Source organism: Sediminibacillus sp. JSM 1682029 (assembly GCF_041366435.1).
Classification (GTDB): Bacteria; Bacillota; Bacilli; order Bacillales; family Amphibacillaceae; genus Sediminibacillus; species Sediminibacillus terrae.
Genome location: NZ_JBEWYY010000006.1, coordinates 41,551 through 56,383 on the forward strand (window position 1 = coordinate 41,551; position 14,833 = coordinate 56,383).

Sequence of the window (14,833 nt, forward strand, 5' to 3'; positions counted from 1 at the left end):
ATTAACCTTCCATTCAATCTTGCATAATAGAAGAAAACCGATTCCTTCAAAGGAGTTTATAAAATGAAAAAATTATTCCCCAAACAGCACGGCGCCTGGGCAATGCTGATCATCCCATTCTTTCTCGAAGCCATTGCCGGCCGCTTTACATTCTGGCATATCCCCTTGTTTCTGGGGTGGCTCTGTTTATACTTGGCAACTTATCCGTTTATCATGGTATTCAAGAAGAAACGGAACAACTCCCTTTATAAAAAAGGAGCGATTCTGTTCGGCCTTGCCGCCCTGCTGTTCCTGCTCCCGTTACTCTTGGTGGAATGGCGTTTGATACTCTTCGGCATTGCCATGCTTCCGCTGTTTTTGGTCAACATTTACTTTGCCAAAAAGAAAAAGGAAAGAGCGTTCCTCAATGATGTAGTGGCCGTGATTACCTTTTGTATCGGCGGAGTGGGCAGCTACTTCCTCGGTATGGGTACCATTGAACCAGCAGCACTTGTTTTGGCTGCCTATAACTTTTTATTCTTTTTCGGCAGTATTTTTTATGTGAAAACGATGATCAGGGAAAAGAAAAACCGGCAGTTCCTGTACTTCTCCTGGGGGTATCATCTTTTACTGACGATTGGCTGCTTTTTCATCGGAGGAATATGGCTGAGTGTCGCTTACTTTCCGAGTTTATTAAGAGCCTGGCTGCTGCCTGAAAAAACACTTTCTATTAAAAAAATCGGCATCTTGGAAATCCTCAATTCCGTTTTCTTTTTTGTGCTAATGTTGATCATCGTTCTATCTGAAGAAGTTTTTTTCCAGTGAAAGGACGATAGATTGACCTGGAAGTAGATCAAGCGCCTGGTGAAGTGGATGCATAAAAAAGAAGCTGCCAATCATGGCGGCTTCTTTTTTATCATCAGCTATTGGACCGGTAAACCGGGAGACTGCAGCATCGGAAAGACCCACCCGATTTTATAATCTCGGAAAATTCCACTTCAATCACTTGGAAACCGGTTCGTCGCATTTTTTCATTGACATCCTTGTTTTGCGGCATGCTGATGACTTTACCTCCACCGATGGAAAGGACGTTGGTGCCCATGGAAAATTGCTCTGCAGCGGTAACTTCAATCAGATGATAGTTTTCTTTCAATTTTTGATAATCTGCGGGAGCAAATGCATCCGGGTATATCAAAGCCCAATCGGGACTAAGGATGTTAAAAGCGCAATCAAGATGAAGAATGCTATCGTCAATGGGTAGCGGGATGACTTGATAATCATTTCCCAGCTGTAATTGCAGGGTCTCAGCCGCTTCCCTGGTCGTCCTTTTACTGATGCCGACCCAGATTTTATCACCATCGACCATGACGTCTCCGCCTTCAATGGATTGTAAAAAAGGACGATGATAAGAAATGCCTTTATCCTGCAAGCTTTGTTTCAATACGTCTACTTCTGCGCCCCGGATATGTGTGTTCATTTCCGATAAAAACAATCGGCTGCCAATGCAGAAACCGATGTCCCTGGTGAAAACTTGTTCATTGAGCTGATGTTCCGGCTCCAGACGGATAACTTCCGCTCCGTGTTTTTCCAATATACGGGCAAATGTCTCATGCTGTTCCATTGCCAAATCGACGTCGATATTACCATTAATATAATGCCGTTGTGTTTCATTAATAACTTCGGTGATTTCCATATATTTCGGCCTGCAAATGAATAATGTTTCTAACTTTCGGTATTCTGTCGTGCAATCAATGATCTTTTCTTCTGATTTTATCATCAACTCGGGTTACCTCCATTATCATTTGGAATAATATACTGACTTCTATAAGGAGATATTCCCTCTTCCTTATCATCAAAAACCGCAAGGCAGCCCATTTACTTGATTGAATTTTCTAACATTTAAGTATAAACCAATAGTGGAAACATTGGCAAGTATTCCAACCTTCCCCCGGCTGCCGCAGAAGACAAGTAGATAAACAGGCTTATATGTTTTCCAAATTAAGTAAGATTATTGAATCAAACGTAGCCTCTTAGAAGAAGAAAAGTTTAAAAGCGTCCATACGTGGAACTCGTAGTAGTGAAAACAATTTAAAGGAGGAAAGATAAAGATGGCAAACAATAACAAACGCAGAAACAATAAGATGTCTGTAGAAGAAGCAGGTCAAAAAGGCGGTAACACTGTAAGCAACAAATATGACAAAGACCACTTCCAAGAAATCGGCCAAAAAGGCGGCAACACTGTAAGCGACAAATATGACAAAGATCACTTCCAGGAAATCGGCCAAAAAGGCGGCAACACTGTAAGCGACAAATATGACAAAGAACACTTCCAAGAAATCGGTCAAAAAGGCGGTAACACTGTAAGCGACAAATATGACAAAGATCACTTCCAGGAAATCGGCCAAAAAGGCGGCAACACCGTAAGTGACAAATATGGTCAAGACCATTTTCAAGAAATCGGTCAAAAAGGCGGTAAGACCGTAAGCGATAAATATGGTCAAGACCATTTCCAAGAGATTGGCCAAAAAGGCGGTAACACTGTAAGCGACAAATATGACAAAGATCACTTCCAGGAAATTGGCCAAAAAGGCGGTAAAACTACTAGCGACAAATATGACCGTGAATTCTATGAAGAAATCGGTCAAAAAGGCGGTAACAGTCGCTCTAGAAACAATAATAACAACAAATAATGTTTTCAGCAACAGAAATGATCAAGGCTGGTTCCGTAAAGGAGCCAGCCTTTTTTATATCGGGACCGTTTAATAGGTCAAAACTCGGTCCGTACCTGAAACATCCACGTCGTAGGTTTTCCCGTCTGTCCGGATTACAATATCCCCAGCCTTGGCAGTCGAGTAAATGGTGGCGCCGGCAAGCTGCAGATAGTCGACGACCCTGTCGACAGGATGCCCGAAATCATTGGCCTTACTATAGGATAGAATCGCAGTTTCCGGCCGTACTTCCCGGATAAAATCGAACGAGGTGCTGGTGCCGCTTCCATGATGCGCAACCTTCAATATTTCCGCATCCAAATGTTTCGCATCCAAAATGTGCTGTTCCTGAATTGTTTCCACGTCAGCCATCAACAAAAAATCGACACGGCCGTACCTTATAGATAATGCAATCGATGACTGATTATTTGTTTTAAAAGCATTTTGTGTATTTAAAACACGGATGGTCAGCTGTGGATCGATGACGATATTTTCTTCCCCGGCCGCAATCGTCACCGGAATTTTTTGTTTTTTGATTTGCTGTAAGTAATGAAAATAAGTTTCAGTCGTATATAGCTTTCCGCTGTCGACCAAATGCTTGACCTCGAATTCACTCAACACTTCGACCATTCCTCCGATATGATCGATATCCGGATGTGTCGCTACTACCAGGTCCAGCTTTTTTACGTTTCTTTCGCGTAAATATCCAATCACTTTTTCCGCTGCAGAAGGCGGTCCTCCATCCACCAGCATGTTCCGCCCATTCGGTGCTTCTATCAAGATGCTGTCCCCCTGCCCTACATCGATGAAATGCACCTGCAGCTCGTTATCCGAGTCGTGACGGGCGGCTGCACATACCATAAAAGGGAGGAATATCACAACCAAATATAACAAAATAAAAGCAGCAATCAGCCTCGCCACATAAAAAACCTCCGTCAGCATGATGGTTAACCTTATGATTGGAAATAAACCATGGTTTTATGCGGCCGCAAGCAGCAGTAGATGTAAATCCAGAAAGCACGTCGGGCTGATCAGAAACAACTTACACTTCGCTCGAGGGACTCCTGAAAGGGGGCTTCATGAATCATCGTTTTTAAATTTTTACATATGTAAAAAGGCCGGCCCCCATACCAGGAACCAGCCATTTTTCTTGCTTATGCTTTTACTACATTGATTTCATTGTCCACCAGTTCGACATTGATCGCCTTGATATCTTCTTCATCCAAGACAAGGTCGGTAATACCATCCTCGACTTTTTCCTGGATGACGCGGCGAAGCGGTCTTGCACCGAATCGAGGATCATAGCCTTTGTCGGCCAAGTATCTTTTCGCATCGTCGCTGACTGTAATGGTCAAGCCTTCCTCGTTCAGTGTTTCTGCCAGTTCAGCAATCATCAAGTCGACGATTTGAACCAGGTCGGATTCTTGCAGTTCATTGAATGGAATGATTGCATCGAATCGGTTCAGGAATTCCGGCTTGAAGTACGCGCTGAGATTTTCCAGCGTCGAAACAGCTTCATTTACTGTGTTGGTGAACCCGACAGAGATTTGCTTGTCGCCGGTTCCCGCATTACTTGTCATGATGATGACTGTTTCTTTGAAGCTCACCCTGCGGCCATGGCTGTCGGTCAGATGACCATCTTCCATGATTTGCAGGAACATATTTTGTACGTCCGGGTGGGCTTTTTCAATTTCATCCAGCAAAATCAAGCTATACGGATTGCGGCGTACACGTTCTGTCAGTTGTCCGGCTTCCTCGTGGCCGACATAGCCAGGAGGGGAACCGATGATCTTAGACACGGAGTGTTTCTCCATGTACTCACTCATATCAAGACGGATCAACGATTCTTTTGTACCGAACAATTCCTCTGCAAGCGCCTTGGTCAATTCTGTTTTACCGACACCGGTCGGGCCGACAAACAGGAAGGATCCAATCGGACGATGTTTGGATTTCAAGCCGGCGCGGCTGCGGCGAACGGCTTTGGCCACCTTTTGCACCGCGACTTCTTGTCCAATGACTTTTTCGGACAGATTTTTAGCCAGGTACTTCATTTTCTGCTGCTCGTCGGATTGGATTTTCCGAACCGGAATACCGGTTTTTTCTTCTACGAGCAATTGAATATCCTCTATCGTCACCTCGGCGGCAGGTGCGTCGGTTGCTTCTTCCAGTTGTTTTTCCAGTTTAATTTCCTGATGTCTCAGGTTGGCAGCACGTTCATAATCTTCTTTTTCCGCTGCCTGCATTTTTTCTTCGTGCAGCTCATCCAGGCGTTTTTGGATGGAATCCTTATCGGATTGCGAATTGGCAAGGTTCAGTCGTGCACCTGACTCATCCATCAAGTCGATCGCTTTGTCCGGCAGGAATCTGTCCTGCAGATAACGCTGAGACAACGTTACCGCGCCGCGGATGGCTTCGTCTGAATAGCTTACTTGATGATAGCTTTCATAACGCTCTTGCAGCCCTTGCAGAATCTGCACCGCTTCTTCGACGCTTGGCTCTTTGACAATGATTGGTTGGAAACGGCGTTCCAGTGCTGCGTCTTTTTCAATTTTGCGGTACTCTTTCAACGTCGTAGCACCGACCAGCTGCAGTTCGCCTCTAGCCAACGCAGGTTTCAGGATGTTGCCTGCATCCATTTGGGAGCTTTCCGCTGTACCTGCACCGACCAATTGATGCACCTCATCGACAAACAGAATGACATTTTTCCGGTTTTGCAATTCAGAAACAAGCTGTTTCATACGCTCTTCGAACTGACCTCGGACACCTGTGTTGGCTACCAGAGATGCCACGTCCAGCAGATAAATTTCTTTGTTCATCAATTTAGCCGGAACGTCGCCTTCCGCGATTTTCAGGGCAAGCCCTTCTGCAATCGCTGTTTTACCTACGCCAGGTTCCCCGATAAGAACCGGATTGTTTTTGTTCCTTCTATTCAATGTCTCAATCACACGTTTCACTTCGTTTTGCCGACCGATAACCGGATCGATCAAACCTGCTTTCGCAGCATGCGAGAGGTTTCTACCAAGCTCATCCAGCAATCCGCCGCCTTTTCCGCCGTTGGCTTGCTGTTGTTGGGCCTGTCCGCCTCCTTGCTGGAACCCTTCAAACGGAGACGCTCCTCCGCCAAAGAATTGATTGAAATCCATACCGCCTTGATTGAAAAAGCCGGATGGATTTTTAGCACTATTTTTTATTTCTTGAAAGCAAGTTTCGCATAAATTCATTTGTTGTGTTTGATTATTAAAACGAAGGTTTACATTAATGGTTGCTTCACGAACACCGCAATTTTGGCATTGCATATTCGCTTTCCCTCCTTCAAATATATAAGGTAAGTAGTTTGGTCTTTGACTTTGACTATCTTTGACCTTATCTATAGTATAGTTTGACTTTCTTTGACTTTCAACCCCTAAATTAGAATTTCTTTAAATAATTTTTGTATTGGCTTTATTGATCTGTACGAGGTTGAAAAGGATGGAACCCTGTATTCATCCTATTACCCGTTATTTTATTCCTTTAATCAAAAATGGTCAAATTTGTTGTTTATTCTCAATTAACCCGTTACAGAACGACAAATATCAGATTTTATATAACATGGTGAAGATAAGGATGATTGAACAAACCTTTCAAGAAGGAGGACGTTACGGAGAAGGAGGTCAACTTGAAAAAGATAGCAGCTTCTTCATGAAAAAAGCCATTCCGTTTCCGGAATGGCTTCGTAAATGTAAGTAAAAGGATTGTTAAATAAATGCGCATGAGCTATTGAGATGGTAGTTACCTGAACAGCTATTCATGGACCTGTTCATTTACGGAAGAACTTTCTTCCGCTTCCGTGTTCGGCAGTTCCTCCTGAAGGGGGCCGATCACCTTGAACGGAATCATGATCAAAACAAAAGCCAACAGCACGACCCACCCAAGCTCGCGTAAGATTTTCAATCTGTTCTCCTCCTATAAGAATAGATCCACATTTTCCCCAAGCATAACACATCCTGCCAGATTCGCAAACAGCGCTTTGCCACTCTAAAACGGGGTCAGTCCCCGCATCCAAGAGGCGGGGACTGACCCTGATGGTTTTGGCGGTACTGACTTTAATTAGTGGTGGCTTTTTCTTTTTGGCGCAGTTCGATTCTTCTTATTTTACCTGATGAGGTTTTCGGCAGTTCTTCGATAAATTCTATTTTTCTAGGATACTTGTAAGGGGCAGTCCACTTTTTCGCGTAGTCTTGCAATTCTTTGACTAGGCCATCCTTATTTTTATCAACATTCGGCTGAAGGACGATGAACGCCTTGACGACATTCCCTCTGTCCGGGTCAGGACTAGCGACGACAGCACATTCTTTGACCGCTTTATGTTTGATCAACGCGTCCTCCACCTCAAACGGTCCGATCGTATAGCCAGAGCTGATGATGATGTCATCACTGCGTCCTTCGAACCAGTAATAACCGTCTTCATCCTTTGATGCCTGGTCACCCGTTACATAGTAATCGCCGCGCAACGATTTTTTCGTGCGTTCTGGATCTTTATAGTACTCCTTGAATAAAGCTGGTGTATCGAGCGGAATGGCAATATCTCCGACCTTGCCCGGTGCCACTGGATTTCCGTCCTCATCAATAAGGACGACTTCATTGCCTGGCGTAGGCTTGCCCATGGATCCAGGTTTTACTTCCATCCCTTTCAAGAATCCGAGCAGCAGTGTATTTTCCGTCTGTCCATAACCATCCCGGACGGTTATATTAAAGTGGTTGCGGAACGTATCAATTACTTCGCGGTTCAAAGGCTCCCCTGCCGATACGGCACTATGCAGTTTGGTCAGTGCGTATTGATCAAGGTTATCAAGCTTTGCCATCAAACGGTATTCCGTCGGTGTGCAGCAAAGCACATTGACTTCATGCTTTTCCAACAAAGATAGATATTTCTTCGCATCGAACTTGCCGTTGTAAACAAGCCCGGTTGCACCGGAACCGAGAACGGACAGTAACGGGCTCCAAACCCATTTTTGCCAGCCCGGAGCAGCTGTTGCCCATACCACGTCTCCGTCTTCGATTGCCAGCCAGTTGTTTGCCGCTGTTTTCAAATGGGCAAATCCCCAGCCATGTGTATGGACGACTCCTTTAGGATTCCCAGTCGTTCCTGAAGTGTATGGAAGAAAGGCGATGTCATCCCGGGTGGTCGCAGCCATTTCCAGTTGTTCTGACGCCTTTTCCTTCAGTCGGTCGAGGTGGTGCCATCCTTCTATCTCGCCGCCGACCGAAAACTTGATTAATTCATCATATTCCGTGATACCTGTAAATTGTTCTGCAAATGGATGATAGCTGATGATTCCTGCAACTTCCCCATGCGTTACCCGGTACTGCAAGTCCTTTGTCCGCAGCATCTCTGAACTAGGGATAATGATAATACCGGTTTTAAGAGCCGCCATATAGATTTGGTAGGACTCGATCAACCGGGGCATCATGACTAATACCTTGTCCCCTTTTTTGAGACCATTGGATAAAAACACATTTCCGATCTTGTTAACGTTGACTAACAGCTCTTGATAAGTGGTTTCCTGTTGATTTCCTTCATTGTCTTCATAAATCAACGCCTTCCGTTCCGGCCCGCTCGCATACTTCTCTATTTCCATCGCAATATTATAATTTTCCGGAGCGATCAAGTCTTTTTTATCCATCCGTTCATCCCTCATTCCTATTATTTGGTATCAGGTATTAATTTCTAGTCATTATATCAATTACTAAAGTCTATGAAAAGTAAGAAAACTTATGCAATCTATATGGAAGCGCTGTCAATATTATGATAAAATTTGATTCCAGCTTTCATTAGGGGGGATGCTCCACAAAAAAGTGCAGCAGAAAGGTCGTTATATAGGTCTTTGGTAAGAATTTGGATTTTTGCTGATTAGCAAGTTTTAACAAAAGTAAATCGGTGAATTACTTTAGCAAAATCAAGTTTTCGGTGAAACGGAATTTCCCCTTCAGGACCGGATCGGCTGCTAAACTTGATTGAAAAAATGATGATTGGTGCGTGATGATCATGAAGTTTCGCCTGCTTCTTCTCTTGTTGCTGTCCGTCGTTCTAACTGCCTGTGCGTCCACAAAGTCAGAAGAAAAGTCACCGGGGAATGAAGGGATTCACAATCAGGCATACCCTGATGTGGAACAAATTTTGAAAAAGGACGAGGATGCCGATGTGTTCCAATGGAAAAAACGGATTTACAAAACCGATTTGAAGTCGCTCGAGTCCATGGATGTCTCGAAAGAGGAACAACTGGGAACCATTGAGGCCACTTATTCAGACGGAGATGAATTCACCGAAAACATGGCGACCAAACTCCCTGTAGGCACCGCCATTTATGCGACCGATAAAGAAAATATACTCATCGCCGAACACGACGGAAAAACCAAACGCTACCTCGCCATGATTGAAGACTAATAGCAAAAGGGACAGTCCCCGCTTTCAAACGGGGACTGTCCCTTTTTTTCCATTAATGCAGGGGTCGAGGTACAGGGGGAGGTACAGGGGGTCAGGCCCTCACACAAGCTGGTGCCAGTCCTTCAGCCATTACGGGGTCAGTCCCCGATAGGGTTGGAAGCTTGATTTAATGGGGTATTTGTCAATTCTGTTGAGCTTAAACTGCATTTTGGGGTCAGACCCCACCCCGGTATGGGGACTGTCCCCGGTCTCCTGCTTTCCCCGGTCTTCTGTCTCCGGTCTCGAGTATTTATATTTCTTTAATTTTCCAGGGGGGAAATGCTTGGTTTTTTGTGATATGCTAGATACAAATATGAAGGAGGGATTGTCATGAAAAGGGAAACTGTTACCTTAATGGCTAATAAGAAGACAATCGACTTGAAACCGCAGCACATGGTGGTGTACCGTTCGTGTAAGATCATCGAAGCGGTCGACCGGAACGACGACTGTTATTATTTATATATATACAAAGATAAACCGCTCAACGGCATCCGGGCAAAACACATAAAACTTGGATCCTTTCTCCACCGGGCGCTCGCCAGAGGAATCAGCTTTTCCGGAACACACCCGCTCACACTCCAGGTGCTGTCCGACCATCCTTCATTCCGATCGATCAGCTTCAACCAACTGTATAAAAAAACATCCGCCAGTCACTCTCCCTTGGAAACCGCCTATATACTCACTTTATTTGACAGCTTTGCTGCCAATGAACCCATCCATAAACTGCTCAAAAATACTTATTACAAATACCGGCGTAACGGTCAAATGCTTTTAGCTTACAAGACATTGAACATTTTTGCCGATTATGCACCAGAAGATACTTTTGCCCGTGACATGCAAGGTCACTTGGATTTTCAACGCTATCGACAGCGTTATGCGGACATGAAAAAGATTGCTTCTTCAGATCCACAGCATTTCGAGAGGATCAGTTTTGACCGGCTGAATGAACCGGAAACCAGCGGCTTATTGCTCGCCACCCTGCACCAACAGAACCGTTTGGTTGATGAAATTGCCGTCCGCCTGCATCTGCTGACAAACCGGACAACAGCCGAAGATCTTGTCGTCTTCGATTTGATTGAACAGCAATTCGACCTGGAACAGCAGCTTCAGTTTTACCGCCAGCTGGCTTACTCCACAGAATTACCAGCGGCATTGGGCGCCCAGTTGCTGGAAAAGCTTCTCGAAAGCCAACAGCCCGACGCAGTGGTCCAGCTTTTGACTGCAAACGACATCCAACCATCACCCGCTCACAAACAAGCCATTGCCGACTGTTTCGCAAAAGCAAGCTCAGCGACATTCCGTTCCCTGTTCGGCAGTCTGAACCACCGTCTGATCGATTTGTTTTCTGATCAGCCCCAATTACTGGAACCGATTGTGATACGCTGCATATCAGCCTTTTTCCGCGACTACGATTTAGATACCCTCAAACAATGGCTGCAACCATTTCATAAACAAGGCATCCATCTGCCAATTGAACAAAAACTGAACAAGATGCAACAGCTGGAAGAAGACCCTGAACAGCAGGGAACCCTCGGTGAACTATATTTGTACTTCCATCAGCCGGAAAAATCGATCGACTGCTTTAAATGGGAAATGGAACTCAAACCCGAAGATCCGAAACCGGTACAGCTATTGTCCAAAGTATATTTGACTTTAGGCAACAAAGATGAAGCGGCCGTCTACCAGCAGTTATATTTGCAGATGCAGCGTTGATCCCTTTCACCCTTCAATGCTGCGCCAAAGCGTCAAAGCAGCATGGCTTTGATAAGGCGCCCATCCATCGCTCATATCGGTGATTTCTGATATAGTCGGTTTCCTATCCATATCAAAATAAAACTTGAGTGCATTTTGAATCCCTATATCGGCCTTGGGCAGCAGGTCATCACGTCCAAGGCCGAACAATAACCAATTTTCCGCAGTCCAGGCACCGATCCCTCTGACTTTCACCAATTGATCGATGATCTGTTTGTCCGATTGGGCAGCAAGCGCCGCCAAGTCGATTTCTCCTCCGGAAATTTTCCCCGAGGTATCAATCACATATTCCGCTTTCCGCTGGCTGAACTGCATCGTCCGTAAATCCCCATAATCAAGCCGGGCGATATCTTCCGGTTCCGGATAAAACCAGACGCCATCAAGATAAGTACCATACGCTTCAACAAACCGGGTGCTCAGTGTATAGGCGAATTTCATATTCAATTGTTGGTGGATAATCCCTTTCATCAGAGAAAAGTACAAATCAAAGTCCCGTACAATCGGTGTTCCAGGATGCGCATAGAATAGCCGCTCTAAATTTGTGCCGATAAAATGCTCGTTGATCACAGTCAAATCTTTGTCCCACTGGAATAAATCAAACGTTTGTTTTAATAACTCCGTCTGATAATCCTTCTGTTCACCCAATACTTCAAAAGCCGGGTGCGGTGTAGTTCCTTTCGCTCTGACCGTTACCTTGTGTCTCTCGCCGTCCTCCGTTCTCAAAGGAATATCCACGCTGCGCCGCTGACGATCAACAACCAACAGCGGATCCATCTGCAATCGTTGTAATGAATAATCAAAATCATATATTGTATCCAGTGTAATGGTCTCTTTCCACATATACATGGCTCCTTATTGAATTATTCAGGTGCTGCAAGCTCTACCTTTATCCGGTCCGGATCTTCGAAAAACACGGCATAATAATCATCCCCACCAGCAAACGGATGTCTGTCCTGGTAAAGAATCGGCACTTGCCGCCGTTCCAGTTTTTCCGTCATCCTGTCGACATGTTCCCTCGATTCAGCGTGAAATGCTAGGTGATTTAGCCCTACCCTGCTTCGATGGTAGCCCGCATCGCGAAATTGTTCCTGTACTTGCACAAATACCAGATAAGTCCTATTTTCCTTATAGCTAAAACCATTTTCCCACTCCTGATAGAGGCTATAACCCAATTCCTCCAATAACCAGCCCCAAAACTTGCGGCTTCTCTTTACATCTGTCACGTTTATTTCCACATGATGCAGCACACTTTCCGACCTCCCATCTTTTCTTGTCTCCTTTATTATAGTTGAAATCCAAATCTCTGACAGTTTTCCATTTATAAAAAAGAAGTCAGCCCGCTAAAGAAAAAAACATCCGGTTGACAGGCTTCCTCTGGCATACAAAAAAGGCTTCGAGGGCGGGGGCCTGAATCCGGATAAAACTTTCACTTCTTGCTGCTGCCACAAAAAATCCGCCCCTCTTAAAGAAAGGCGGATTCAGCTTTATAATTGATAGAACGGGCGTGGCAATAGATCCTTCATGACCAAGTCATCCAAGCTTTTAAACGTGTAGCCTTGCTTACGCATGTCATCGATCATGTACTCCAATGCTTCTGCATTGTCTTCCGATACCGTATGAAGCAGGATGACCGCACCGGGATGGACCTGGTCGATCACCTGTTGATAGGCAGATTGCCATCCCTTCTGACTGTTTGTGTTCCAATCGACAAACGCCAGAGACCAAAACATATGGATGTATCCGAGTTCGTTCGCCCATTTAATCGACTGTTCCGTAAAAGTGCCTTTTGGCGGCCGGACATATTGCATCGTTTTTTGATCGCTGATTTTCGCCACAGCTGTTTGAAGCTTGTCCAGCTCTTCTTTCATCTTTTGTTTCGATAACTTGGTGAAATCAGGATGATGGTACGAATGATTGCCGACGATATGTCCTTCCTCGACCATTCGCTTCACCAACTCCGGACTGCTTTCGACATAGTGACCCGTCACGAAAAAGGCGGCCGGAACATCTCTCTTTTTCAAAACGTCGAGAATTTTGCCCGTGTACCCTTGTTCATATCCATTATCAAAGGTTAAGTAAATCACTTTTTCTCCAGACTTATCAAGATAGTAACCGCCATTGTCTTCTAATATATCGCCGTATTTCCCTACTTCCGGCGGCTGATGATTGTTGTTTTTCTTATATCCCCAGCCGTACCCTTCAACCAGATTTCCTGCAGGTACAGCGACAGCCCCAAACAGCAGGACAGCAAGCATGATCCAATATAATTTATACATATGGTTCACCCAGATTCTTTTTAATCCTATTTTTTCATTGGGCGGACAGATTATGCGGAAAACCCAAGCGCAAAAATTTCCATTGCATGAAGAAAAGCGCAAGCGCCTGTTAAAAGAGGAAGGCTAAATTCGCCGAATTTGTGTAGTGCACCGACAAACATAAGCAAAGTCTTTTTCCCTGCAAAGTATATCTCACAAATTTATTCTTTCTTTCCATAAAAAGCGGCTGTCCCACTGAAGAGACAGCCGCTTTCTGGTTGAGCTTACAGGATTACCGCTGCAATCCAGCCAAAAATGAATAACGGAATATTATAATGGATGAAGGTAGGAACACATGTATCCCAAATGTGATTGTGCTTGCCGTCCGCATTTAGACCAGCCGTTGGCCCGAGCGTACTGTCGGAGGCCGGCGAACCTGCATCGCCCAAGGCCCCTGCCGTACCGATCAAAGCCGCCGTGGCCATCGGCGAAAAGCCTGCAGCCAGACAAATCGGGACATATAATGCTGCCAAAATCGGAACGGTACCAAACGAGGAACCAATTCCCATGGTGACTAACAAACCGACCAACAATAATACAAAAGCGATGATCACTTTGTTATCCCCAAGCACATTGGAGGAAGCTTCCACCAATCCTTGGACAGCATCTGTCTCTTGCAAAATGTGCCCATAACCGGAAGCGACGAGCATAACGAAGGCAATCGTTCCCATCATCGCTATTCCCTCGCTGATGATACTGTCACCTTGCTTAAAAGGCACTACCAGAAAAGCGAACATTAGCACGAGTCCTGTCAATGCACCGATAATCAAGTTGTCTGTCATAATCTGTGCAACCAACGCTGCTACAATCGCTATGATTGTAAAAGCATGATTCCTGTTAAAGGTAACCTCCTGACTCATTTCTTCGCCTGCATCTGTTTCTTCACTGATTTCAATCGGCTCTTTCGGCTTTCGGTATGTGATGAACACAGCGATCAACAGCCCGACAATCATTCCAGACCCTGGAATAAGCATTGCCAATGCAGCCTGATTCATCGTCAGTTCGCTGCCGTTGTTTACCATTCCATTCACTATTGTCTGATGAAACAAGATACCGAACCCTGCCGGGATCATGATGTAAGGTGCCTTCAAACCGAATGTCAGGGCAGTTGCCACTCCGCGACGATCGATTTTCATTTTATCGAACAATTTTAATAATGGCGGAATCAAAATCGGTATAAATGCAATATGAACAGGTACCAAGTTTTGTGATAATGAAGCAATCCCCGCAATCGCCAGCAGCATCATCGTTTTTTTGCCAGTCAGCATTTTGATCAGGTAATTCACCAGCAAGTTGGTGATGCCTGTATAGCTGATGGCTACCGCAAACGCCCCAAGCAATATATAGCTGAGCGCGGTAGTCGATTGACCTCCCATTCCCTCGACAAGCAGCTCCACAGCTTCCACCGGTGTCAATCCGGCCATCAATCCGGCTGTGAGCCCTGCAGCTATAATCGCTATGATTACATTCACGCGCAAAAGGCTAAGCACGGTCATGACTAATACAGAAATAATAACAATCCACATACGAAATCTATACTCCTCTCAACAAAACGCTTTTTCTTTATCACTCTACCATTGTACCATAGTAAAGGATTGATAAAAAAAAATCAACCG

General features: G+C 45.0%; 14 protein-coding genes. 5 read left to right on the plus strand and 9 right to left on the minus strand.

The window, feature by feature from the left end:
- The first annotated feature begins 63 nt into the window (after positions 1 to 63).
- A complete protein-coding gene (locus ABVF09_RS11370; RefSeq protein WP_371069223.1) occupies positions 64 to 804 on the plus strand; it encodes a YwiC-like family protein in 741 nt (246 codons plus the stop codon).
- A gap of 94 nt (positions 805 to 898) precedes the next feature.
- Here the strand turns inward: ABVF09_RS11370 and ABVF09_RS11375 are convergent, their stop codons facing one another.
- Positions 899 to 1,756, minus strand: a complete 858-nt coding sequence (locus tag ABVF09_RS11375) for a dimethylarginine dimethylaminohydrolase family protein (RefSeq protein WP_371069335.1) — start codon at positions 1,754 to 1,756, stop codon at positions 899 to 901.
- A 331-nt stretch (positions 1,757 to 2,087) separates the two neighbouring features.
- On the opposite strand from ABVF09_RS11375, the gene ABVF09_RS11380 reads away from it, so the two are divergent.
- Positions 2,088 to 2,669, plus strand: coding sequence for a hypothetical protein (locus ABVF09_RS11380; protein WP_081704437.1), 582 nt, complete (start codon positions 2,088 to 2,090; stop codon positions 2,667 to 2,669).
- 69 nt (positions 2,670 to 2,738) lie between these two features.
- Here ABVF09_RS11380 and ABVF09_RS11385 read toward each other — a convergent pair whose 3' ends face one another.
- Together ABVF09_RS11385 and ABVF09_RS11390 are read right to left on the minus strand one after the other, a co-directional pair.
- Entirely contained in the window at positions 2,739 to 3,608 is an 870-nt protein-coding gene (locus ABVF09_RS11385) for a ComEC/Rec2 family competence protein (RefSeq protein ID WP_371069224.1), read from the minus strand.
- A gap of 233 nt (positions 3,609 to 3,841) precedes the next feature.
- The gene (locus tag ABVF09_RS11390; protein WP_371069225.1) at positions 3,842 to 5,983 is read right to left on the minus strand and encodes an ATP-dependent Clp protease ATP-binding subunit; all 2,142 of its coding nucleotides are present in this window, start codon (positions 5,981 to 5,983) and stop codon (positions 3,842 to 3,844) included.
- A gap of 172 nt (positions 5,984 to 6,155) precedes the next feature.
- Here ABVF09_RS11390 and ABVF09_RS11395 point away from each other — a divergent pair, with 172 nt between their 5' ends.
- The gene (locus ABVF09_RS11395; protein ID WP_371069226.1) at positions 6,156 to 6,413 is read left to right on the plus strand and encodes a hypothetical protein; all 258 of its coding nucleotides are present in this window, start codon (positions 6,156 to 6,158) and stop codon (positions 6,411 to 6,413) included.
- A gap of 54 nt (positions 6,414 to 6,467) precedes the next feature.
- On the opposite strand, the gene ABVF09_RS11400 is transcribed toward ABVF09_RS11395, so the two are convergent.
- On the minus strand, positions 6,468 to 6,617 hold the full coding sequence (locus ABVF09_RS11400) for a hypothetical protein (RefSeq protein ID WP_371069227.1): 150 nt from the start codon (positions 6,615 to 6,617) through the stop codon (positions 6,468 to 6,470).
- A 152-nt stretch (positions 6,618 to 6,769) separates the two neighbouring features.
- Positions 6,770 to 8,350, minus strand: coding sequence for an acyl-CoA synthetase MbcS (gene mbcS / locus ABVF09_RS11405; protein ID WP_026770753.1), 1,581 nt, complete (start codon positions 8,348 to 8,350; stop codon positions 6,770 to 6,772).
- A gap of 353 nt (positions 8,351 to 8,703) precedes the next feature.
- Between mbcS and ABVF09_RS11410 the strand changes: the two genes are divergently transcribed.
- Positions 8,704 to 9,111, plus strand: coding sequence for a hypothetical protein (locus tag ABVF09_RS11410; protein ID WP_371069228.1), 408 nt, complete (start codon positions 8,704 to 8,706; stop codon positions 9,109 to 9,111).
- Positions 9,112 to 9,480: 369 nt separating this feature from the next.
- On the plus strand, positions 9,481 to 10,863 hold the full coding sequence (locus tag ABVF09_RS11415) for a tetratricopeptide repeat protein (RefSeq protein ID WP_371069229.1): 1,383 nt from the start codon (positions 9,481 to 9,483) through the stop codon (positions 10,861 to 10,863).
- 6 nt (positions 10,864 to 10,869) lie between these two features.
- Here the strand turns inward: ABVF09_RS11415 and ABVF09_RS11420 are convergent, their stop codons facing one another.
- The 4 genes from ABVF09_RS11420 to ABVF09_RS11435 form a co-directional block, all read right to left on the minus strand.
- Complete coding sequence (locus ABVF09_RS11420) at positions 10,870 to 11,742, minus strand: DNA-3-methyladenine glycosylase family protein (protein WP_371069230.1); 873 nt, start codon at positions 11,740 to 11,742, stop codon at positions 10,870 to 10,872.
- 20 nt (positions 11,743 to 11,762) lie between these two features.
- The gene (locus ABVF09_RS11425; RefSeq protein WP_026569338.1) at positions 11,763 to 12,149 is read right to left on the minus strand and encodes a VOC family protein; all 387 of its coding nucleotides are present in this window, start codon (positions 12,147 to 12,149) and stop codon (positions 11,763 to 11,765) included.
- A gap of 237 nt (positions 12,150 to 12,386) precedes the next feature.
- Entirely contained in the window at positions 12,387 to 13,178 is a 792-nt protein-coding gene (gene pdaA, locus ABVF09_RS11430; protein ID WP_371069231.1) for a delta-lactam-biosynthetic de-N-acetylase, read from the minus strand.
- Between the two features lie 263 nt (positions 13,179 to 13,441).
- Positions 13,442 to 14,743 carry a Na+/H+ antiporter family protein gene (locus ABVF09_RS11435; protein ID WP_026770757.1) on the minus strand — a complete coding sequence of 434 codons (1,302 nt, stop codon included), beginning with the start codon at positions 14,741 to 14,743 and terminating at the stop codon, positions 13,442 to 13,444.
- Positions 14,744 to 14,833: the final 90 nt, after the last annotated feature.